The 22939-nt window shown below is 43.2% G+C and carries 23 protein-coding genes and 1 tRNA gene; 1 reads left to right on the forward strand and 23 read right to left on the reverse strand.

Annotated features, from left to right (window positions below; all coding sequences use genetic code 11):
* Nucleotides 1-70: 70 nt before the first annotated feature.
* From GFB57_RS22655 to proB, 23 genes are all read right to left on the reverse strand, one after another.
* A complete protein-coding gene (locus GFB57_RS22655) occupies nt 71-1546 on the reverse strand; it encodes a relaxase/mobilization nuclease domain-containing protein (protein WP_048231820.1) in 1476 nt (491 codons plus the stop codon).
* The gene (mobC, locus tag GFB57_RS22660) at nt 1527-1916 is read right to left on the reverse strand and encodes a plasmid mobilization relaxosome protein MobC (RefSeq protein WP_045138452.1); all 390 of its coding nucleotides are present in this window, start codon (nt 1914-1916) and stop codon (nt 1527-1529) included. The genes GFB57_RS22655 and mobC overlap by 20 nt, the downstream gene beginning before the upstream one ends.
* The gene (locus GFB57_RS22665) at nt 1883-2176 is read right to left on the reverse strand and encodes a hypothetical protein (protein WP_048231821.1); all 294 of its coding nucleotides are present in this window, start codon (nt 2174-2176) and stop codon (nt 1883-1885) included. Before GFB57_RS22665 ends, mobC begins: the two co-directional genes overlap by 34 nt.
* Nucleotides 2173-2349: a hypothetical protein gene (locus tag GFB57_RS22670; protein WP_020231151.1), complete on the reverse strand. Its 177-nt coding sequence runs from the start codon at nt 2347-2349 to the stop codon at nt 2173-2175. Before GFB57_RS22670 ends, GFB57_RS22665 begins: the two co-directional genes overlap by 4 nt.
* Entirely contained in the window at nt 2346-2720 is a 375-nt protein-coding gene (locus GFB57_RS22675) for a hypothetical protein (protein WP_048231822.1), read from the reverse strand. The genes GFB57_RS22670 and GFB57_RS22675 overlap by 4 nt, the downstream gene beginning before the upstream one ends.
* A 496-nt stretch (nt 2721-3216) precedes the next feature.
* The gene (locus tag GFB57_RS22680) at nt 3217-3492 is read right to left on the reverse strand and encodes a hypothetical protein (RefSeq protein WP_071883434.1); all 276 of its coding nucleotides are present in this window, start codon (nt 3490-3492) and stop codon (nt 3217-3219) included.
* Nucleotides 3493-3503: 11 nt separating this feature from the next.
* Nucleotides 3504-3791 (reverse strand): hypothetical protein, encoded by a 288-nt coding sequence (locus GFB57_RS22685; RefSeq protein ID WP_043085804.1) that lies wholly within the window; start codon nt 3789-3791, stop codon nt 3504-3506.
* A gap of 1291 nt (nt 3792-5082) precedes the next feature.
* Nucleotides 5083-5358: a hypothetical protein gene (locus GFB57_RS22690; RefSeq protein ID WP_003029566.1), complete on the reverse strand. Its 276-nt coding sequence runs from the start codon at nt 5356-5358 to the stop codon at nt 5083-5085.
* 122 nt (nt 5359-5480) lie between these two features.
* Nucleotides 5481-5681, reverse strand: a complete 201-nt coding sequence (locus GFB57_RS22695) for an AlpA family transcriptional regulator (protein ID WP_003029568.1) — start codon at nt 5679-5681, stop codon at nt 5481-5483.
* 326 nt (nt 5682-6007) lie between these two features.
* The gene (locus GFB57_RS22700; RefSeq protein WP_003029571.1) at nt 6008-7222 is read right to left on the reverse strand and encodes an integrase arm-type DNA-binding domain-containing protein; all 1215 of its coding nucleotides are present in this window, start codon (nt 7220-7222) and stop codon (nt 6008-6010) included.
* Nucleotides 7223-7397: 175 nt separating this feature from the next.
* Nucleotides 7398-7473, reverse strand: a tRNA-Thr gene (locus tag GFB57_RS22705).
* Between the two features lie 164 nt (nt 7474-7637).
* Complete coding sequence (locus tag GFB57_RS22710; RefSeq protein WP_003843778.1) at nt 7638-8102, reverse strand: isoprenylcysteine carboxylmethyltransferase family protein; 465 nt, start codon at nt 8100-8102, stop codon at nt 7638-7640.
* Nucleotides 8103-8294: 192 nt separating this feature from the next.
* Nucleotides 8295-9743 carry an EAL domain-containing protein gene (locus tag GFB57_RS22715; RefSeq protein ID WP_003031352.1) on the reverse strand — a complete coding sequence of 483 codons (1449 nt, stop codon included), beginning with the start codon at nt 9741-9743 and terminating at the stop codon, nt 8295-8297.
* 341 nt (nt 9744-10084) lie between these two features.
* The gene (locus GFB57_RS22720; protein ID WP_003031354.1) at nt 10085-10558 is read right to left on the reverse strand and encodes a hypothetical protein; all 474 of its coding nucleotides are present in this window, start codon (nt 10556-10558) and stop codon (nt 10085-10087) included.
* Nucleotides 10533-11264 (reverse strand): winged helix-turn-helix domain-containing protein, encoded by a 732-nt coding sequence (locus tag GFB57_RS22725; protein ID WP_003031356.1) that lies wholly within the window; start codon nt 11262-11264, stop codon nt 10533-10535. Before GFB57_RS22725 ends, GFB57_RS22720 begins: the two co-directional genes overlap by 26 nt.
* A gap of 144 nt (nt 11265-11408) precedes the next feature.
* On the reverse strand, nt 11409-12104 hold the full coding sequence (locus GFB57_RS22730) for a fimbria/pilus periplasmic chaperone (RefSeq protein ID WP_003031358.1): 696 nt from the start codon (nt 12102-12104) through the stop codon (nt 11409-11411).
* Nucleotides 12101-13717 carry a hypothetical protein gene (locus tag GFB57_RS22735; RefSeq protein ID WP_008324500.1) on the reverse strand — a complete coding sequence of 539 codons (1617 nt, stop codon included), beginning with the start codon at nt 13715-13717 and terminating at the stop codon, nt 12101-12103. Before GFB57_RS22735 ends, GFB57_RS22730 begins: the two co-directional genes overlap by 4 nt.
* A gap of 4 nt (nt 13718-13721) precedes the next feature.
* Nucleotides 13722-16214, reverse strand: a complete 2493-nt coding sequence (locus tag GFB57_RS22740) for a CS1-pili formation C-terminal domain-containing protein (RefSeq protein WP_008324497.1) — start codon at nt 16212-16214, stop codon at nt 13722-13724.
* 58 nt (nt 16215-16272) lie between these two features.
* The gene (locus GFB57_RS22745) at nt 16273-16950 is read right to left on the reverse strand and encodes a hypothetical protein (protein WP_003031363.1); all 678 of its coding nucleotides are present in this window, start codon (nt 16948-16950) and stop codon (nt 16273-16275) included.
* Between the two features lie 52 nt (nt 16951-17002).
* Nucleotides 17003-17590, reverse strand: a complete 588-nt coding sequence (locus GFB57_RS22750; RefSeq protein WP_003031365.1) for a common pilus major fimbrillin subunit EcpA — start codon at nt 17588-17590, stop codon at nt 17003-17005.
* Nucleotides 17591-18185: 595 nt separating this feature from the next.
* Nucleotides 18186-18905, reverse strand: a complete 720-nt coding sequence (locus GFB57_RS22755; protein WP_003031367.1) for a Crp/Fnr family transcriptional regulator — start codon at nt 18903-18905, stop codon at nt 18186-18188.
* Nucleotides 18906-19175: 270 nt separating this feature from the next.
* Nucleotides 19176-20429, reverse strand: a complete 1254-nt coding sequence (gene proA, locus GFB57_RS22760; protein WP_003031370.1) for a glutamate-5-semialdehyde dehydrogenase — start codon at nt 20427-20429, stop codon at nt 19176-19178.
* An 11-nt stretch (nt 20430-20440) separates the two neighbouring features.
* Nucleotides 20441-21544, reverse strand: a complete 1104-nt coding sequence (gene proB / locus GFB57_RS22765; protein ID WP_003031373.1) for a glutamate 5-kinase — start codon at nt 21542-21544, stop codon at nt 20441-20443.
* A 289-nt stretch (nt 21545-21833) separates the two neighbouring features.
* Here proB and phoE point away from each other — a divergent pair, with 289 nt between their 5' ends.
* Nucleotides 21834-22889 carry a phosphoporin PhoE gene (gene phoE / locus GFB57_RS22770; protein ID WP_003031375.1) on the forward strand — a complete coding sequence of 352 codons (1056 nt, stop codon included), beginning with the start codon at nt 21834-21836 and terminating at the stop codon, nt 22887-22889.
* Nucleotides 22890-22939 lie beyond the last annotated feature (50 nt).

Genomic DNA, 22939 nt, shown 5'->3' on the forward strand with positions numbered 1-22939 from the left:
TAGAAATGACCACAAACATTTAAAGTTAATGCATATGATAATTTCTTGATGATACTAAATGCAGATTAACTCATGATTTAAAACCTCTTTGATTTAAAAGTATAAACTTGTCCTGATTTTTTTGTTCTAGATATCCATTTTTTAGATTTCCTTTTAATTTAGATTTAAATCTATTTTCATAGTCCACTATATATGACGGTTTTTTCATTATTTTTTCTTCAATCACTTTTTCTTTATTCCTTGGCTGAATAACAGTTTTTTTTATACCTAAACGTTCTCTTACCTCTTCGATCTTAACTGCTCTACTATTGAAATTGCTACGGCCTTTGAGTCTAAATTGATGGGTAGCTGTTGTTGCTGTTTCTGCATGATAAAGTATCCTACTGATAGAGCCACCAATATATGTATTACTCCTACCACCGAGGCCACTTTTATTATAAGTTTTGATTGGTTCTTTATTGTGTTGTTTTTTAACTCTGTTGAGTATTTGTGCAGCTTTTTGTGTTGTTCTTCTAACTTTTGGGCCTGTTGGTCTATTATATTTTTCGCTGAGTTTAAAGCTGTGGTTGTTGTTTCTAATGAGTTGTTCACCCTTGTTAATGTCTGTTGCGTCTGATTTAGTGCTGTGCTGACTGATTCGGATAATATCATCATCGATTCCGTCAACGGCTCTACTGTCATTGAAATCTGATTCAGTAGGTGATCGTCTAATACTATTTTCGTCATCTGTTTTTCTTGCTGAGAATCTTCTAACGAGTTCATCATCTCTATTTTTGTCATATTTCACCTTTGCCTTAATTGTGTTCCAACTGAATTTTTTACCAAGAGATGATCCCTTGAAGAAAATATTTTTTTCATTATTTTTGATACCAAATGACACTCCGGCGACGTTGCCAGTAGAAGCAACGTTAAAGGCCGGCTCAATGCCTACAGCCTGCAGACGTTCCAAGAACGTAGACAAATCAGGCTTATCGACTAAAGCCGCTTGTAGTGCGTTCTGTATCACTAAACGGGCTGGTTTCTCACCTGTCCTCAAGGCTTGCTCGATCTCTGCTTTGGTTGGTGCTGATATGTCTGATTTTCGGCCTTTGAGACTTTGTGTAATGGTTAAGCTGTGCTTTACTTCTAAACGTTCACAAGCTGCTATTGTATTAAATGCTGAGTGCTGACCGTGCCATACAGAACCATCTAAGCCAACCCTATTTGCTACAATATGAATATGGTCTTGATCTGTATCTTTATGGCGCACACAAATATATTGATGTTTTTCTATATCGATATTCATTTCTTTCAAATAGTCTTTTGCTATCTCCTGCCATTTTTCATCTGTTAATTTTTCATCTTTTGGAAGAGATAAAAACGCATGAAACACTGGTTTTTTTATATCTTGCCTAAAACTGCTTACAGTTTTAAACTCATCAGTTAAATCACTAACATTATTATAATCACTTGCCATATTGCTACAAATGAAATCATGATCATCTTTTAATATATACTTAACTCTGTTTTTAAATGATTTACCTGATTTAGCTACGTATCCCTTCATAATTTAGATCCTTGTTTATTTCTAATATCCTTCTGCTAACTTGCTTTATATTAAACATAACTTTATCAACTTCATTTTTATCAAAATACTCATTACCATTTAGTTTCTTTGTTGCTTGGTTTATATTATTGCCTATGGCTGACAGTTGTATATAAGTCTTCTGATTTACTTCCGGCATTTTTCTTTTTACCACCGGTTCAGCTTTTAATATTTCTCTTCTTATATAATGGCCTCGTTCAAGGCCGGATGCTTCAACCAATGACTTTAAATATTCGAACTCTTCTTTGTTTACTCTGAACTGTATCGATATGTCTCGGCGTTCGTCAGCATTTAAATTTATACGCCCTCGTTTTCTGTCTGTTGTTGGCATTTTTTATTCCTCATAATAATGTAATCATCTGTTGCTCTTATGTAGTCGTTATCATTTTCAATAATTAATGCTTCAATAAGCTCATCAGCTTTATTCTCTTGTATATATCTATGAGCCACAAAATAACATAAATCTCGCTCATCACTATTGATTTCATTAAATGGTATCTCTTTGTTTTGTTCTATGTAATAAAAAAATCTTGCCAGTATTTCGAGCTTATATTCTATAGTCATACTATTCATTAAGTTTTCTACATTCATGTTCTATTATTCCTTTTGTATTTAATCAGTGCTTTTTTATCTATCATTTTTCTAACTTCTGATATTGCTTGCTTTGCTTCGCTTGAAGAGTTTGTTTTTCCAGTACAGCTACGGATCATAAAACCTCCCAACATAATACAAAGTATTACCATTGCTACAGACATAATCATCATAATATTCTTTTCTCCCTGCCTAAAAATCTAAATAGTGTATTATAAGAACCTACCAATGAAATATCTTCAAACCACAATATAATATGTTCAGCTAAAGCAACCTTAGCCCTATTTGATAATTTATTTATTATCTCCACTGCTTCGTTTAAATCTTTTATTTCAACATCTCTATTTGCTTCATCTCTTGCCTCACCTAAAAAATAGATACTCGCTTCAAGATAATACCTTAAATAATCCAAGTCATAATGTTCATATTTCACAAATTCTTTTTTTGTGTCATCATTACCCAGTATGGCATTAGTTAAATATTGATAATGCTCAAATAAAATCTTCCCATCTATGTTATTTATAAAACCTAAATCATCATTCATTTTAAATACTCCTATAATATTAAACTGTATGGTTTACCGCCTCCCCTTTGACAAGGGGAATAGGCGGAAGGGTAGAGCTTTTAACAACCCTCCGAACGAAGTGAGAGGGGGCAACCTGAAAGGTTGGGTATAATACCGGCTACGGGATTACACCTTGCCTCAGTTTCCGAAAAACAAAAAATCAAAGCTGAACTACACTTATATTTAAATAGATAACCGATCTAAAATACTTGTCAATAGCGGCTACATAAATAAATACACTGCACATCGAATAAAATGCAAATAAAAGATAGGATGAATAATATATTGCCTTTCTGGTAGCTTTGCGTAAATTTGCAACAGGGGTCAAATCGTCAAGTAATAGATCGCGGGGTCCCGCTGACAGCTTTTATGTCAGTGGGTTCCGATTTATTACTTGATGACGCAATGAAGAAAATAAACTTTAGATATGTGATGGTTCGCACTGCGAGCCATCACCTTGAAAGACAGGGCAGTTTTACATTCTTCGTCTAAAAGAAATCCGTTCAGAGAAAGCCAACTTGCTAATAATAAATCCAAAAATCCCAATGACAAACAAACTTATATTAAATGCAACTATACCTGCATTCAACCCGATCAAAATCGACAATGTTAAAGTCCCTAATATAACTAAAAATACGCACCAACCCGGAGGAGCACCGTATAATATAGTTGCTTGACATCCCGTGCATACGCGAACCCCTTTCTGACTTTCTTTTAGACAGTAGGGGCATTGAATGGTATTGTTTTCCATTTCCTAATCCTTTAATCTTTCTTAAAAACCGCACCTTGGTAAACTACACCGCCTTTGACTTTTTCTATTTTAAAAGTCCATGAACCTAGATCTTTGTTTTGAGTTCTAGCGATATAAATAGGTTTTTGGCTTTCATCCCAGTTTTTAACAGTAAAAACGCCATTCCTGAACTTGATGACGTCTTTCTGAATATCAAGCCTGACGCCATACTGTTGATTGGTGTAGTTGCCATAGATGCCATCATCACCGCACCCTGCCAGCAGGACGACAAGACCTGCCACTAACATAAATTTACGCATACCTTTTCCTTCACCAATAGCACAGACCTACGATTGATCTGTAAACGCCTTAGAATTCAATTATTTTTATGTCTAGTCATATCGTTTGTACCGATCGAAAAAATGGACGCTGATAGCCATAGACTATCATATGATAAATATCGATCGTTAAAAACAATTAATAACGATCGATTAAGCACCTTTTGATTGATAAAACCTATCGATATGTACATATCGATCTTTTATAACGATCGATTTCTGTTTAGGATTTGGATCTTGAAGGGATAACAACGGGAAAAGTTCTATGGTGGGATATCTGGCGCGAGACTGTTTTTTTTTATTTTTTTAGATATGGTTTTCTTTTTACTTTATTAGGCTTCGCCCTATATATTTTTTAGATCTAGTTCTACTTTATATTTTATTGGTGCCATAAAACAAGGCACCTTTGCTATAAACATAAACAACCTTACTGAGAGTTATATACTGCCTTGTGTTCGCCCCCGAAAAGGGGACTTCATCCAAGGCTTCGCCTCCTGAAATTTTCAACTTATTTTGTTGAAAATGTATCAAGATTGGCGAAAACCAAGATGAAAAATATGACTTCACCCAAGTTGATCTGGCTTAAAGCTCTACATCGTTTCCAATGTAGGACACCCTACGACACCCCCAGATTCGTTCATGCAGATTAATGTATTGTTATCCCCTATTTATGCTGTCAACAAAGGTAGGGCTTTCTCATAGCTATTCCATATACAACTTCACTTATCTGTTTAGAACTTCGCTTCGGGTTGGTATTACGTCGCTTCCCCTTCTATACCTACAACCAACAAAACATACGGACATCTCTTATTAGCGACTCGCGCTCAATTGCTCCACATATGCAGACCTGATACAAAGGTTTATAATTTGATTGCTTTCGAGGACATTAAAGATTCTGGTAGTGGTATTTAAAAGACTTGTAAAAAGCTCAGATTTAGATTTGACAAATATGAAAAGATTATTTAATACTTTATTATATTTGTAATCGCGTTATTCCTCTAACTGATTACAAGACTTAAAAAAGTCAGCGAAAACTTTTTTAGTCCTTAAAAAGTCAGATTTATCATCTGGCTTTTTTTGTATCTTTACTTTTTATAAAACTTATATTTTAATAGTCAATAGAAATAAAGAAAATATTTCACAAAATCATTATTGATTAATGATAGCAAACCTAATAAAGGTCAGATATATCTCTGACCTTTTGCTTATGATATCTATATTACTCATATAAAATCTCTAAACGCTAAACAATCCATTTTGAGCTATTTTATTTTCACATATAACAAATCATAATGGCTTTTGTATGCATGCACATTATATTTATTCTAACCTCTTCAAAATCTATGAATCTATGCTGACTTTGATCAATACTTTTCTTCGTTTTATCAATAATATCATCGTAAACAGTTTCCATATAATACTTGTCAGTAAATAGATCGAATACTTCATTAGCAGGCTTCGCAAGCACTTTCTTGGTAAAGCGAGAGTATTCTAACAATGCTGTAAGTTCTGCTGAGTTCTGACTATTACATTTATTTTCTTTTTTCATTTTTGGTTCCTTATTTAATCGTTAAGTAAATATCCCCCTACACTTTCATGTATTATTTAATAGGGATTGTTATATTTTATAAATATATGTTTATATTGCTTTTACATACTACCCATATATTATTAAGCTGCCGCATTGCGTGATGAAAAGATCATTTGTTCAATCCATTCATCGATCTCACTTTCTACAAAAGCGCTAGCTCTTATTCCAACCTTAATCGGCTTAGGAAAATCACCTTTACTAATAAGTTTATAGATCCATGCTTTACTAAATCCTGTTTTATCCATCACTTCCGGTAGGCGAATAAATCTTCTTGTTGTCATATATTTCTCCGTTGTTGTTTTGATGAATGTAGTATCTGCAGATCGCTTATGACGTTCAACCCTCGGAAAATCAGAATTGAACTCGGATTGAGTGTTTTTCATACAAAAACAGATGAAATGACGGGAGAGCTGTCACTGGGCGGGGTGTAGAGCGATTTAGCAATAAGTGCTATTTATTTTCCTGTTTTAAGGTATTTTATAATTTTTATATTAATCAATTAGTTAACAAACATCAGTTTAAATTCTGACTTAATTCTTATCTGCATTAGCCAAGAAAAAGGGCTATGCCCGTTAAGACATAACCCTTCTTTCATCAGCAGTTATCCTTACCCACGCCGATCAAACGCTCCCTGCACCACATTGCTTCCGTTCTCAAGGCTTACCATGTAGTCGGCATACCATTGCAGCATCTCACGTCTACCATCGAGGTATTGCGCATGGTTGTAGGTGCCACGGATAGCATTCTTATCAACATGCGCCAGTTGGGTTTCAATCCATGCGGTGTTATAGCCCTGTTCATGAAGAACGGTGCTCATGGTATGACGGAAGCCGTGACCCGTAACCCGGCCTGTATAGCCAATTCGCTTAAATACCTGATTGATACTGGCTTCGCTCATGGTCTTACTTGGGTCATTGCGGCCCGGAAACAGTAAAGGAAATTGCCCCGTCATTGCTCTGATCTGTTCGATAATGTCTAACGCTTGGGTAGATAGCGGGATGATATGAGGACGGCGCATTTTCATGCGTTCAGCAGAAATTTCCCATAGCGCTTTCTCGGAATCGATTTCCGACCATAAGGCACCACGCAATTCACCCGTTCTTAGGCCAGTAAGGATCAACAATCTCGCTGCCAGCACCATCAATTCACTACCAGAGTAGCCAGCAAGGGCTTTAAAAAAGGCAGGAAGCTCTTCGGTGGTCAAGAACGGGTAATGTGTAGATTCATGCCCCTGCATGGCACTGGTGAGGTCAGGCGCGGGATTATACTCGGCTCTGCCTGTCACGATGGCATAGCGAAACACTTCACCACATCGTTGGCGCACTTTCTTTGCTTTCTCTGTTGCACCTCTGGCTTCAATTTTTTTAAGCACATTAAGAAGCTCTAATGGCTTAATGTCCGCAACAGGCCGTTGACCAAGAAAAGGAAAAATATCTTTATTGAAAGCTTCGAGAATGTCAGAGGCATACCCCACTGACCATTTTTTCACTTTCATGCTGTGCCATTCGAGCGCAATTTGCTGAAAGGTGTTTTTGACCTGCGCTTCACGTTCAGCTTTATGTTCTTTCTTAAGCTCTAAGGGATCGATACCCCCAGCGATACCTTTTCGAGCGTCATCACGTTTTGCTCTGGCATCAGCCAAAGACACATCGGGATATACCCCCAGAGCCAATAACTTTTCCTTTCCATCGATACGATACTTCAAACGCCAGTAGCGTGACCCGTTGGTTTTAACCAATAAGTAGAGGCCACCACCATCAGCCATCTTGTAGGGTTTCTCTTTGGGCTTGGCAGTCTCGACCTGTCTGGCATTGAGCTTCATCTGGGGGTATCTCCTTTAGACCGAACAGCGAATACCCCCATTGATACCCCCAACTCACCGTAGATTTCTGTGAACGTGAGTAGACGAGCAGAGACAATAAGGGCCGTGACACCGCGTATTATAAGGGTTTAAAGGGTGTTTGAGTAGACTTGGGGAGACGTTAAAATAGGTAGGATGGTGCCGATAATAGGAGTCGAACCTACGACCTTCGCATTACGAATGCGCTGCTCTACCAACTGAGCTATATCGGCCCTGAAAAGGACATGTCCACGAATGTGAGCACGGGGTAGAAGGTTAAAACTAACCGGGCGACGCGTCAATGGCCTTGCGAATCAAACGCCTATTTTTGCATCATCCGGATTCAATTACGCACGAATCGTGTCGTCACAGGCATCCTGTACGCGGCAAGGGAACTCTATAACCAGCGGCGAACACGCTGCTCATAGTGTTTCCATTCCAGCCCGAAATGTTTTCGCAGTTGTTCCTCTTCAAAATCAATGTGCAATCTGGCAACCGCCAGCATAAACAGTGGTGCAACCAATATTCCAATCAGGCTACCGACGTAGAGAGCAAAAGCTAACTGGAGTCCACTCATTCCAAGATAGATTGGATTGCGGCTCCAGGCATAACATCCGCCAGTAACAAGCGTGGTCGATTTCTCTGCATGCAGTGGGTTTAGCGTCGTACGTTTCTTCCGCATCTGCCACGCGGTATGCAGTATCATCGCCAAACTGGCGCTAGCCAACAATGCACTTATTACAATAGTCGCCGCGCCAAATGTGAAACGCGGGATCGCCGTCAACGCATCCGCGATGAGGAATAATATTAAGATGAGTGGTGGTGGAAGCCAGACTCTTAATTTTGTCAGGAAATGACGCATGGCTATAGACTAACCTCGGAAGCGGTTTGATTAACGCTGATACCGCTATAAATACCCTGTAAAAGACACATAAACAAACAATGTTTCACTCAGAACAGGCTATCGTCCTCACCAGACAGGCAGGATCTGTAGTACTAACCTCGGCAAAAAAACCGGCATCAGAGGCATCCGCCCCTGATGTTCCCGACAAGTTTACGCTGAAAAAGTTGAATCCGACGCTGATTCAAACAGCCCTACAGACTGCTTGTAAAAACGCATAAAATCATCAAACATCACTGGCGGTAAAAATTGATAACCCTGCAGGTAATCCACATTATTTTTCCGCAACCATTGCTGCTGATAGCCATATTCAACGCCTTCCGCCACCATGCGTAACCCCAGGAGTCCGGAAAGATGAATGATTGACTCGAGCATAGGGATATGTTGCTCAACTTCTTTAATAGCCTTGATGAACGTTTTATCAATTTTGATTAAATCCAGGTCTAACTCATTGAGATAGCAGAGATTAGCGTATCCCGTGCCAAAATCATCTAAAGCAAACAGCACCCCTCTGTTTCGCAACGATCGTATCAGCTCTTTGAGAGCTGGAGTGATAGTTAGAGTCTGATTTTCGGTTATTTCAATCATTAATTTTATCGGTAGTCTTTGCGTTATCTCCATAAAGTTAAGGCATTCCCAATAAAAAACAGGATTACTTAAACCTGATGGACTGACATTAAAGGAGACGAATAGCGTTTTATTAATATCCTCGCTTCCGTCGACCAGATTACGCGCGACGGTGGTCATTAAATAACTCGTTAACTCATTCATTAAGCCACTTTTTTCAGCCAGAGGTATAAACTCACGCTGAGAAATCGCATAATTATGGCCTTGTGGCCACCGAGCTAAAACCTCAACACCACAGACGTCCCCATTGATATTTACGATGGGCTGAAAATAAGGAATGATTTCTTCATTCCTTATTGCCATACTCAGTCGGCCAGAATCTGAAACATCATATGCATCGCCATAAATTACATTCTCACCAGAATGACTGTTTGTCGGGTAGCCTTCATGCAATAAATTATTCCTGGTTAAAAAAATGATAGTTTCATTAAAATGAGAAAATCCCAGACGAGCGGTTATCCGCTCCCGATATCGATAAACTGACTTAGTTGTTAGTGAGTTAGCAATACAAAAGTCGTGCAATTTTTCTTTTGTGAATGATGAATACAACATTTCCTCTTCAAATTCAGTCAAATGAAAATTAAAAATCGTCGAACCTTTAGTGACCTCCACAACCTCATTGGGTGCCATTAAATTGGCTCTTAGCTGAGAAATCAATTGATCAGATAATTCTCGTCCATTAATGAAAGCATACTCCTCGTACCCTCGATTAATAGAACGAGTTTCATTCATCCGAAGAACAATACAGTTGATGTTGATAAACTGCGTGCTATTTCTCTGAAACCATTTCCTGACCAGTAGCAATGGTAACCGGTTATCGATCACCAGCAAACAGGACGGGTATCGTGGAATAACTGACTGTGTACCAGAAATAAATGATCGCGCATCAACCAGTACCAGATTTGGCAGCCACGCTTTTATCCCTGAGAAAAGAAAAATATCATAACTGAGCAGAAAAACCTTTTTCGTATTCATAGTTACCACCAACTTAAATTTATGGCATAGCAGGTCCCTCGTTATATACACGAGAGAATATACAACACCTTCAGCCTCCAGCAATTATAAGGCGGTTCGTGAATTAACTTTATCCATAAGCCATATCACGTAATTTCAGAGTTTATAATCACAATTATCCATATGCGTATTCCCATTAAATGGTAAATCCATTTTAAATATCAAAAAAGGAAAATTCCTAATTTTCATCAGTACAAATCCTTTTACTCATTTTCACTACAAGGCAAAACAAAAAACCACGAATGCAAGAAACAACAAAATATACAACCACAAAAATCAAAATACTAACACATTACCTTGATTTATGCTGCCCGACAAACCATGAGCGTACGTCGCAGATCTCTTATTGCATAGACATTTCCTGCGATACGGATGACCTTATAATAGAAAATATCCTGTTGAGACATAAGCAGTTCGGTAATGTCATCGGGAACATTGTCATTTTTATTTTTGACAATAGCCAAGCGACGAGTCTGCAGATATCCGTCACGGTCTTTGCCAATAAAATTCAGGACAACATTACGATCTACAGCATAGTGCTTACCCTGAATATTAAGGCTCCCTATCTGGGATACCCGCCCTTCGGTAGCGGAAGAAATACGAAAAACCAACAGAACTTCACCTTCAATTTTTACGCCCTGAGTTTGCGCCTCCAGATGCAGGTAATTCTTGGCAGAGCAGGTCAGCGTCTCAGGTTCTTGATGGAGATAAAAAAAGTATGCTGTTATCACCGCAAGAAAGATCGCCCCGCTAATAAAGATAATTTTCGCATTCACGGGCAGCCCCTCCTTTATCCAGCGTACAGATCCCCAAAAAATTCTCTTTAAGATCATTACCTGCCGATAAATTATTATCATCATAAAAAACAATTGTTTTCTTGCCATCATGACAAGTCGCATTTATTTTTCGCCACATATCAGAAGATAAAAACGCTTTCGTTTTATCAGCATTATTGTCATCGGCAGTATAAAGTTCACAATCACCTATTGCCCTGATATAGATAAAATTCGTGGCACCTGAAGTAAGAGCTGGCAATATCAAAACAGAGCTCCCAAGAAAGGCAAACAATAAAATGAACAGAACAATATTTTTGCGTTTCGGTGTTGCGGGTGAGTTCACCGTTTCTGTTACCGAACGAACAGGTACATCTCCACTGAAAGATGACTGTTCATCATTGACCGAAGCATGGAACAAAAATCCCTGCCGGGGCAATGTTTCAATGGGATTATCGGCCCCCAACTCACTAAATGCTTTTCGCAATATACTGATACTTTTATTAAGGCTATGACCCGATGGGGCCATGCCATGCTTTTTCCATACTTCTTCAATGATAAACTCACGATGGAGTTGTTGATTTTTATGGGCAATGAATAGCTCAAGTAGTCTCGCTGTAGATGCCGAAAGGATTATTGTAGTATCGCGATGTTTCAGGCTTTTTCTGGTGGAATCGTACTCAACCTGATCATTAATTATACTTTTCATACTACCTGACTCTTGAATACCGTGACATGGAGTACAAATGACCAAAGTTTCATCTGTGCTGAGCTGAATACTGCATTGTATAAAGATAGTTACAGTATAGGTTCGATATCTAACCATGACATATCGGATCAGACTCAATGCTTACTATTGATTGAGTTTGAAGCACCCCTGACCTACTGGGATGTATTTCTGCAACGCTACGATAAACTTTCGGTTTTTTGTTTTGAGCTCACTACTACGCCAGGTTTCACCCGGCAACACATAACGCATGGTGGCTTCATCATCGGTTGAATTGCACCCTTGGTGTACGATGATTTTAAAAAAAGTATTCCCAGTGTTTTTCAGTGTTCCGTTAGCCTCATCAATGGTGTAGGCCAGATTTATGTTTCTCGGGCGAACAACCAATATGGTGTCCATAGCGATCACCGGGAGAGCCTGCCCGCCTTTCCCTTGATTACGTTCGGTAAACAGCGTGATCGGCATTTCACGAAACAGAATTCGGTAATAGCGTTCTTTATCATCCTGCGGCCCGCGGTAGAAAATCTTAAAAAACTCACTCGCCTGCGGAGCCAGTGAAAAATTCAGCGGAGTAAACAGAAGTTCGCCTTCAGCAATAGCACTTCTGTTTTCACCTCCCGGTCCCGGCTTATCAATTTTTACTGCGCCGATACTGTATAAATTCTGTTTCTGGCTATCGTTATAGATTCGTTTACTGATAAATGCTTTATCCGATGGCATCTCATAAATGGTCGACTCCAGGTAGACTGCCTGTGTAGAGAATGCTGTCAGACCGGAAAGTAGAATAAATACCCATCTAAGCGCCAGACGACGGCGGTTCATGGCGTCACTCCCACCCAATTCGCCGTGACTTTTATCTCTCCACTGGCGCTGACGACACCTTCCCAGTCAGCGCCGGAAACGGTTAACATCGAACGTGAATCATTCATTGGGAAAAGCAATTTCAAATCAGTAGCATAATAGCTTCCATCGTCATTGTTATTTGCGTCCCAGGGCGTCTGTTGCCACTGCGCATCTCTCATACTGACTGCCGCTTCACTGCAGCTATTTCGTTTTTGCACCACGCCCCCCGACTGACTGTTGTACTGCAGAAAAGCGGGAATGGGGACGGACAGCCCGCCTTGCGCAGACGTAAACAGACAGTAAGGGACACTGTTTATCGTCGTACTTTCCCCAATAACTTGCGCGGTAATACTGTCTGCTTGACGGGGACCTGAGACGGTTACGGTGTACTCCATTTCTATAGGAGCGGCATCGCCAATCGTGCCACTACCGCTCGCAGAAGCTGTGTTGTCCGAAGAGACGATACTGATCCCATACTCCTTCGGCACAATATTGAGCTGTAGCGAAGGGGTAAACTGGTAGTGTCCTGACTCTGGTGTTAAGCCATTATAAAAGCCGAAGGTAAAGGGCTGACTGTTAGTAATGCTGATCCCTGAATCGACAAGATTCTTCAAAAATGCTTTTGACAGAAAAATATAAATGTATTCTCCGGAGGTCGTAAAAACGTTGTAATAAGCAGTTGAAGTACCATAGTTATACCAGTTTGAACCATTCCCGGAGTATCTCACGGTGGCCGCTCCGGGCGTAAAACCAAGCATCGCCGTATCGACAAAAGCGCGAAACGTCAAGGAGGCGGTCAGATTGGCCGTTTGTTGCAGGTTATAACTCACCATTTTGCAAATCACACCGTCAGTACCGCCTACCACGCCAAGTTCGCAATAACCAGAGTCTTTGGTGATGCTCGGCGTACCGTCGCTGGCAACCCAAAGCTCCTGAAATGCGTTAGTCGAGACAAGTGACAGATGACCGCGTTTAGTTAACGTGTAATTGACGTAATTCCATGATCCTGTCGATTGGTCTTTGCACCGTTGCCCGGAAGAATAATCATAATTTACAGAAGTATAACAGCGGTTGAACACGTAGGTTTCGCTGCTACCGGTAGGCACATTGCGAAAGTACTCATAAGCAGTATCGGTCAGGGAAGCGAATCCGTAGGCGCCACCAATAACGCCTGCGACAGAGCCGACCTGCGCATGATAAAAACCGTTTTTGTCAGTGCCCAATCCGGCAATAAACCCGGTTGATGGGCATTGGGTGCCACTATAACAACGGATTCCCCGGAAAGGCCCGTTAATCGGGGAGTTATCAATCCACATGTCCTGATAATAATTTCCAGGCGCAGTCCAGCCGACAAAACCTAAATACCCGAGACTCACCTGAGAGGTACCGTATTTTATCCACGTGTTTGACCCGCTGAAACGCGGATCAAGTGCCGATGGGGTAATAAAGTATTCACTATCAATGGCATTTTCGATAAACAAATAGTTATTGCTGACTGAGCCGGAAGAGATTGCATTCAACGCCAAAGCAGGCACAGGTGAAAAACTCCCTACGGCACAGATTACAGTAGCTAATTTAATTAATACTTTCATTTTATTACCTCTGCGCCATCGTGGTTTGCGTTGCACATTTCACATCGCCAACCCACGCTGCGCCGCGTGCTTTTTCCAAATCAAGATCGGCTTCGCATATGCTGCCATTGGCTGAAATTAAAGTGATGACCGGATACTTTTTATCGATATCGATAGCAAACTCACCCTTTTCATCCGTACGCGTTTTACCGATGTGGTTATGGATATCGGTATTTGCAGCCAATTGTCCATCGGGATAACGAATGCGCCCGAATACAGTGACCATGCTTTTCACTTCAGGATTGATAACACCCACGTTACCCGGATATAGCGTCAGCTCCTGTTTGCGTCCTGAAACAATATCGAAGCTGTCCTCAGAGTTTTTATCATTGAGGATTTCCAGCTTGTACTGAGCATAGGGCGGCAGTGCAATGAAATTTGATTTACCGCTGAGAAGATAATTGCGGTTATTAATCTTCGCAGCTAGTTTCCCTTCACCGGTCAAATCTGTTTTCACAATGATGCCGGACCGCTGCCGCTCTTTACTCAGGCCGAAATCTTTACCTGCCCACGCCAGAGAACCTTGAGAAGAGAAGTTCATATTGGTGGAGTTGTCAGCAGAACGCGTTACCGATACGGTGCCGGCGTTATATTTCGTGTCATAACTCAAATTGCCGTTTACCGAATAATTATTGTCGTAATATTGTTCGCCACTCAGACGCGTTGATGCCGACAATCCGACCGATTTAATCGGGCCCTCAGCATACTGCTTACGCGCGCTGAGATTACCCTGAGTACTGCCATAACGATCCCGGGAGACGCCCATGCTCAACCAGGTCGCCAACGGCAACGATAAATCCAGACTGACATAACGTTCCTGTCGCCCATCGTCATTCCGATTGTTGTAGTAATAACGCTGAATACCTGCACGCAACCCAACCGTGGCATACCTGCCTGAATAAAGGGTCGTGCTGTAGTCCAGATTACGATATTTATTTCCCGAGTAGCGATTCTCCGTCTGACTCACGGTGAGCGAGCCGCCATGAGGAATAAACTTTCCGAGGTTAAGAGTCCCGCCAATGGAATAATTATCACGCTCCTGTAAAGGCAGACGATCGCCAATTTTACTGTCTTCACGAGATGCCCATAGGGAACCGTATCCCTCAGGGACATTAAGGTTGATGTTACTGATATTTCGCCATGACGAATCGTTCGCCACTAGCGTCTGATTGCCAATACTTACGTATTCATTCACATTGAGCGTGACATCCGTTTCATTAACCGCATTGTTGTCAAAACCGTAGAGCGTGGATTTCAGGCCCAGCCCCGATAATATCGCCAGCGTCACCGATGCGGCCCCCCCGGCAATCCAGGTCTGCTCGTTGCCCAAATCTTGATAATGATTTCGCTTGTAACTCACACGGTCATAATCCAGTGAGCCACCAAACAGTTGCCACGAAAGCTGATCAATCCCGGCGGCTTGTTGGCGGGCAAAGATTTTATTAACCCTGCTAATACGACTATTAATTGTCCGGCCATTGACCACGATATCTACCGTGACGTCATAAACACCATACGGAAAGCGACTGGTATCAATTTCATAGCTGCCCATATTAAAGTTCTGCACGCTGAGCAAACGCCCATCACGGAAGACATGAACCTCGCCAGCGGCTGGCAAAAATACGGTAATCGGCGTGAGTGAAAGCGCGGTATTCTCAACAACCGTACTTCCTTTGTTTCCGTAGCTCACACCGTAAATTTTCCCACCATTCAACGCATTCAAACTAGCAATAGACTGCACGTTCCAGGTGTCGAGCATCCCGAGCGCCAGTCGATACCCGTCATAATCACGCTCATACATCGCACGATAGAGTTTACTGGTGCCGTTGCTGTCGCCGATGCCGTAAAACGAACCGTTAATATTGATATGGTGCTCACGCAGCGATGTTGTATTGTCCACCGTCAGATAGCTGCGGGTACTGCTGCCATTATGATAATCGTTGTAGTAGGTACCAAAGTTATAATTCAGGACGTTAGAGAGAGACTCCACGCTGGAAGGTCCAAGCAGGCTACTGCGTGCGACAATCGCTTCAGTTAACGCATCTTTGCTGACTATCATCTCCAGGTGAAATGAAGAGACGTTGAGTTGCAGGCGTGCATTGTCCGATAGCTCGATATTGGTGTTATCGTGAAATTTCACATCACGAATTTTTTCTACCAACGCACGAGTTTTTCCAGATAACACGGCATTATTAGGCAATTCAGCAAGAGTCAGGGCTTTAACTGTAATATTGCCATCAACAAGCGAAATCATCGCATCGGCAATTTTTTGCTGACTTTTCTCGTCAGTCTCGTTGTAACGAATATATACCGGCACCGTCATTCCCTGCTCCAGTGAACGGGCGAAAGCGCTGGGAATAACGTAATTACCCACTTTTACTGGGGCTGCATGTGAAGTTCCTGGTGTCAGCGCAAGAAAAAGACAAATGCTACCGCCGACAATATATTTTGTTGTCATATGCATCCTTACAATCCGGTATTTTTATTTATCCCGTACAGATGGCTGCTATTGACCATCACTTCACTGTAATAAACTGCTTACCGTGCCAGATACCAATGCGTGAGCGGCTATTACTAATGTCGGTGAACTGCAGTTTTATTTTTGTACCTGGCATAATGTAATAGCGTTCGCGACAACCTCGTCCCTGATCGCGAGCCTTATCCTTACAGGCGCCATAGGCGATCACACGAAACGAAACATTGCCAGTATTGGTAATAACATCGCCATTTCGGCTATATTCAAAACGTTCTTTTCGCGGCGCGACCACCAGAATAGTGCCAATTTCTGCCGACGCTGTTGCTACCGCCATTTTATTCGCCCGGGTTTCCGCGCTCTCGGTGACCGGCTCATCTATCCATTGCAGACGATAATAACGTTCGAGATCATCTGCTGGTCCTTTATAAAAGAAGCGGAAAACATCCTTTGCTTGACCAGGAAGAATAAGATTGGCAGGTGTAGAAAGTAACTCTCCGGAATTGACAGGCTTTATTTCGACTCCCCCCGCCAAAGGTGATGACAATTGTTTTACCGAAACACTGACATAACGCGCCGCATCAGTTGTATTAGTAATTTCTTTCGATAATGAACTCTCAGCAGAAGTCATTATCGATGTGATTTCACCCACATTAATTGCCCATCCGGGAAAAGATGCTACTAACCCTACCAACATCACTGCCGGTAAATATTTTTTCATGACGCCATTCCTGATAAATTCGGGAGAAAAAACTCTCCCGAATTTTTATTACTTAGGCAGACGGAGTCGTCCAGGTTGCATTAAACTGTACTTTTACATCGCCAGTCCAATAGCCGTCTGGCAGAGCAGAGTAATCCGTTACTGCCTGGCTACCATCAGAAGTCGCTGACGCGATGGTGAATTTGAAGTTGGATTGATCGCTGACACGAGCAGCACCGTTATAAGCGCCATCAGCCATCAGGCTTTCAAGACCAGAAGTCGAGCTGGAGTTAACCAGGACAGTATCTGATGAGTTAGTCAGCGCGGTGCCATTCCATGCCACCCCTACGTTCAGAGTAGACGCATCGCCACTGGCGTTGGTCAGCGTGTTACTAATGATCTGAGCAGTCAGCTCAAAATCAGTTGCCGTTTCCTGACCCTGAATAGTCACATCAAAAGCACCGTCCTGAGAGTTGAAGGCTTTCAGTCCTTCAGCATACTGGAAAGTCAAAGAGTTCAGCGGGGTGACAACCAACATACTGGTGGTATCTTTTGTTGCCGTCGCGTCCCACGAGGCAGTTGCAGAAGCAGTAACGTCTGCCATTGCATTTGCTGCAACAAATACAGAAGCCAGAGAGGTTACTAATAATAATTTTTTCATTTTTATCTTCTCCTAAGAACAAACTCACCACCGAGTCTTATTTTTAAGTCACTCCAGCGGTTCCATTAGTTGCGAGCCAGAATTGCCGCGCCAAAAAATTATCATTTGAATTAAGTAACATCTCAACAAACCCTGAAACGCAAAAAATACAAAAAACTAAGAATTTTCCCACAAAAAAATTTATCTAAGAAGTCTCCTAAGACAGAATTACTTGAAATGCGCCTTGTTTCAGAATTATCACCCGCACAAATAAGCAATACCAAACAATTCATCTTTTTTATGTTTTTGATAAATATCAAAAAGATCATACAAATACCACCTAAGCAAAATCCTTACAAAACATAAAGATAATTAACGCCTCCATATTTTCTCTATAATGCTTATTATTTGTTGCAATTATGCTAATTCTTTAACTTCACAAGAAAATTCTCATGAAATATTCATATGAGGGGGAATATTCTTATAAAATAATCGCTAAGCTGGAGGATTAGCATTCGAATTGATAATTATTTCACATAAATAAAACCAGGAATTTTCCATATAAAAAGAATATTCCTGGAATATCAAGAGTTATATAACGCTCAACAGGAGAGATTTAGCTGAAACCTTTTAATCCCAAATAACTATTAAGTGTTACCGTTCGTACCCGATGTAGGGTAATCAAATTTTGTTGTTCGAGGGATTTAAATGACCGGCTAACGGTTTCAATTTTAAGGTCGAGATAACTGGCAATTTCCTCCCGGGAGAATGGCAAGTGAAGCGTCGTTTCTGGCCTGCCAATACGTAAATGCATCTCGTAAAACTCCACCAGAAAAGCAGCGATCCTGGCCTCAGCATGTTTATTCGCATAGCGCCGCAGTTTTTCAACAATGAATCCATTGTCCCTGCAGAGAAACTTGATGACTGCGGCAGCAACCGACGGATCCTTTTCTGCTACTTTGAACAACCGCGCAATATCGATATGACATACCTCCGCAGCCGTTGCCGCCTTAATCGTTGTCAGGTACTTCCCCCCTTCGACAGCATCCAGCGCCATGATATCTCCCGGAACATAAAAGCGACTGATAAAATCGTTATCACCGCATTCCACGCTGGACTTGCAGTATCCCTCGTGAATAACAAAAAGCATGTTTGCGGCTTCATCCTGCCGGGCGAGTATCTCCCCAGCTTTAAACCTTCTTCTTTTGTCTATTAATCGGTGTTGATTATCACGATCAATTGCCGCTCCCTTTGGACACAGCGAACAATGGCGGGGGGGAAACGGCTTGCCGAGCGGCACTACAGGAATGCGATGTTTGTGAATATCCGATTTCACGCAACAACTCCTCATAAAAATGAGACTGATTCTAATAGATCGGGCCATGGGAACAATATGTGAACTTAAGACCAGGAAAATTCATGCTGGCAGGGAAAATTCTGTGATACATCGCCTTTCTGGCACAGGGACGCATGGGTCAAAACCAGACTGATGATGTTAAAACGCAGGATAGAAAAATGTGGCAGTGGAGTGAAGGTTAGAATTAACAGGGCGATGCCTTAATAGCCTTGAAAATCAGAGTGCTATTATGGAATCGCCCGTTTTCAATTACGCACGGATCGTGTCGTCGCCGAAGCCAACCCATTTGTATGTAGTCAGTGCTTCCAGCCCCATTGGGCCACGCGCGTGCAGTTTTTGCGTACTTACCGCCACTTCCGCACCCAGTCCAAACTGGCCGCCATCGGTAAAACGCGTAGAAGCGTTAACGTACACAGCGGAAGAATCGACTTCATTCACAAAACGATCGGCGTTGCGTAGCGTACGCGTCAGGATCGCATCGGAATGCTGGGTACCATGCTCGCGGATGTGGGCGATGGCATCATCCAGACTGGTGACGATTTTCACGTTCAAATCCAGCGACAGAAACTCGTCGTCATACTCTTCAGCTTTCACCGCAACCACATTAGCAGGTCCTGCCTTCAATGTAGCCAGCGCCATTTCGTCTCCGTGCAGAGTTACGCCGCTTTGTGCCATCTGCTGGCTCAATGCTGGCAGAAAACGCGCGGCGATATCCTGATGCACCAGCAGAGTTTCTACGGTGTTGCAGGTGCTCGGACGCTGGGTTTTGGCGTTGACGATAATCTTCAGGGCCGGGGCGATCTCCGCGGTATCATCAACATAGATATGACATACGCCAATGCCGCCGGTGATGACCGGGATAGTCGACTGCTCACGACACAGCTTGTGCAGGCCCGCGCCACCGCGAGGGATCAGCATATCGATGTACTTATCCATCCGTAGCATCTCAGCGACCAGTGCGCGGTCCGGGTTATCAATCGACTGTACGGCAGCCGCGGGTAAACCGCAGGCTTCCAGCGCCTTTTGGATAACCGCTACGGTGGCGGCGTTCGTCCGGTAGGTCTCTTTCCCACCACGCAGGATCGCGGCATTGCCGGTTTTCAGGCACAGGGAGGCAACGTCAACGGTGACGTTTGGGCGCGCTTCATAAATTACGCCAATCACGCCCAGCGGGACGCGACGACGCTCCAGACGCAGACCGCTGTCCAGCAGCCCACCGTCAATCACCTGCCCGACCGGGTCGGCGAGATTACACACCTGGCGTACATCGTCAGCAATCGCTTTCAGACGCGCTGGCGTCAGAGCCAGGCGGTCGAGCATCGCATCGCTCAGGCCGTTGGCTCGCGCCTGCTCAACATCTTGTACGTTCGCGCTGAGGATGCTTTCGGTTTGCGCTTCCAGCTCATCAGCAATGGTTTCCAGTACGCGATTTTTTTCGCGACTGGAGAGCAGCGCCAGCTTATATGACGCGGCTTTGGCAGCAATGCCCATTTTTTCCAGCATATGCCTGTTCCTTAACGGGTGATCATGTCGTCACGATGGACAGCAACCGGGCCGTATTCGTAGCCCAGGATGGTGTCGATCTGTTGTGAGTGATGTCCGGCAATACGGCGCAGCGCATCGCTGTTATAGCGGGTGACGCCGTGGGCAATATCGCGCCCTTCGAGATTGCAGATGCGGATCACTTCACCACGAGAGAAGTTGCCTGTCACGCTTTTAATGCCTTTTGGCAGTAATGAGCTGCCGCGTTCCAGAATCGCTGCGGTAGCGCCCTCATCAACGGTAATTTCTCCGGCAGGCGGCGCGCCGAAGATCCAGCGTTTACGGTTCTCCAGTGGAGATGCCTGAGCATGAAAACGCGTCCCAACGGAAACGCCTTCCATCACGTCGCCAATGACGCCCGGTTTGCTGCCTGCGGCAATTATGGTGTCGATCCCGGCGCGGCACGCGACATCGGCGGCCTGCAGTTTTGTTCCCATCCCGCCGGTTCCCAGACCCGAGACGCTGTCTCCGGCAATGGCGCGCAGCGCATCATCAATACCGTGCACGTCTTTAATCAGCTCCGCCTGCGGATTGGTGCGCGGATCGGCGGTGAACAGCCCCTGCTGATCGGTCAACAGCAACAGCTTATCGGCTCCAGCCAGAATTGCCGCCAGCGCTGAGAGGTTGTCGTTATCACCCACTTTAATTTCAGCGGTCGCCACCGCATCGTTCTCATTAATGACCGGAACGATGTTGTTATCCAGCAGCGCGCGCAGGGTATCGCGGGCATTGAGGAAGCGCTCTCTGTCTTCCATATCCGCACGCGTCAGCAGCATCTGCCCGATATGAATACCGTAAATCGAGAAAAGCTGTTCCCATAGTTGAATCAGTCGGCTCTGCCCTACCGCTGCCAACAGCTGTTTCGAGGCTATCGTTGCCGGGAGTTCAGGGTAACCAAGATGCTCACGTCCGGCGGCAATCGCGCCTGAGGTAACAATAACAATACGATGCCCTGCGGCATGGAGCTGCGCGCACTGGCGAACCAGTTCTACGATGTGGGCGCGGTTCAGGCGGCGGGATCCGCCTGTTAACACACTGGTGCCAAGTTTTACCACCAGCGTCTGGCTGTCACTCATGATTCTCTGCCATTCAAAATTGGGGAAAATGATATCAAACGAACGTTTTAGCAGGACTGGCCCCGGTTGCCAACAACCAGCGCACAAAGCATGAAATTTTATTGCGCAGGATCAGCAAGCGTAGCGGCAGATTTTGACGCATTTATTACAGAAACAAAAAAACATCCTTTTTTAAAAATATTCTTACTTTGTCATAAAACGTTCATTGCCAGACGTTAAAAACCCTCCTGTCTTTTAACGGGGATCACACCCAGTGAATATTAGCGCGTACTTTTAATCAGGAATGAAAATGAAAAAGAGCACTCTGGCATTAGTGGTGATGGGAATTGTTGCGTCGGCATCCGTACAGGCAGCGGAAGTGTATAACAAGAACGGTAATAAGCTGGACTTATACGGCAAAGTAAAAGCCATGCATTACATGACGGATTATGACAGCAAAGATGGTGACCAAAGCTATATCCGTTTAGGTTTTAAAGGCGAAACGCAAATTAACGATCAACTGACCGGTTATGGTCGTTGGGAGGCTGAATTCGCCGGCAATAAAGCTGAAAGCGATTCTAACCAACAAAAAACACGTCTGGCCTTCGCTGGTGTGAAATTAAAAGATTTTGGCTCGTTTGATTATGGTCGTAACCTGGGTGCGCTGTACGACGTGGAAGCATGGACCGATATGTTCCCGGAATTCGGCGGCGACTCCTCCGCACAGACCGATAACTTTATGACCAAACGTGCCAGCGGCCTGGCAACTTACCGTAACACCGACTTCTTCGGCGTCGTGGATGGCCTGGATCTGACCCTGCAATATCAGGGTAAAAACCAGGACCGCGATGTGAAAAAACAGAATGGCGACGGTTTTGGTACTTCCGTTACCTATGACTTTGGCGGCAGCGATTTTGCGGTGAGCGGCGCTTATACCAACTCCGATCGTACTAACCAGCAGAATCTGCAAACTCGCGGTACAGGCGATAAAGCAGAAGCCTGGGCTACTGGCTTAAAATATGATGCTAACGATATTTATATTGCAACGTTCTATTCTGAAACGCGCAATATGACGCCAATTTCCGGTGGCTTTGCTAATAAAACACAGAACTTCGAAGCGGTCGTTCAGTACCAGTTTGACTTTGGTCTGCGTCCGTCACTGGGTTATGTGCTGTCTAAAGGGAAAGATATTGAAGGCGTCGGCAATGAGGATCTGGTGAATTATATTGATCTCGGCGCAACGTACTATTTCAACAAAAATATGTCCGCGTTTGTCGATTATAAAATCAACCAGCTCGATAGCGATAATAAGCTGGGCATCAACGATGATAATATCGTTGCAGTCGGTATGGTCTACCAGTTTTGATATAGCATAAAAAAGCCGGATGGGGTTGCGCCGCCATCCGGCTTTTCACT

It is taken from the genome of Citrobacter sp. S39, from assembly GCF_009495675.1.
Taxonomy (GTDB): Bacteria; Pseudomonadota; Gammaproteobacteria; order Enterobacterales; family Enterobacteriaceae; genus Citrobacter; species Citrobacter freundii.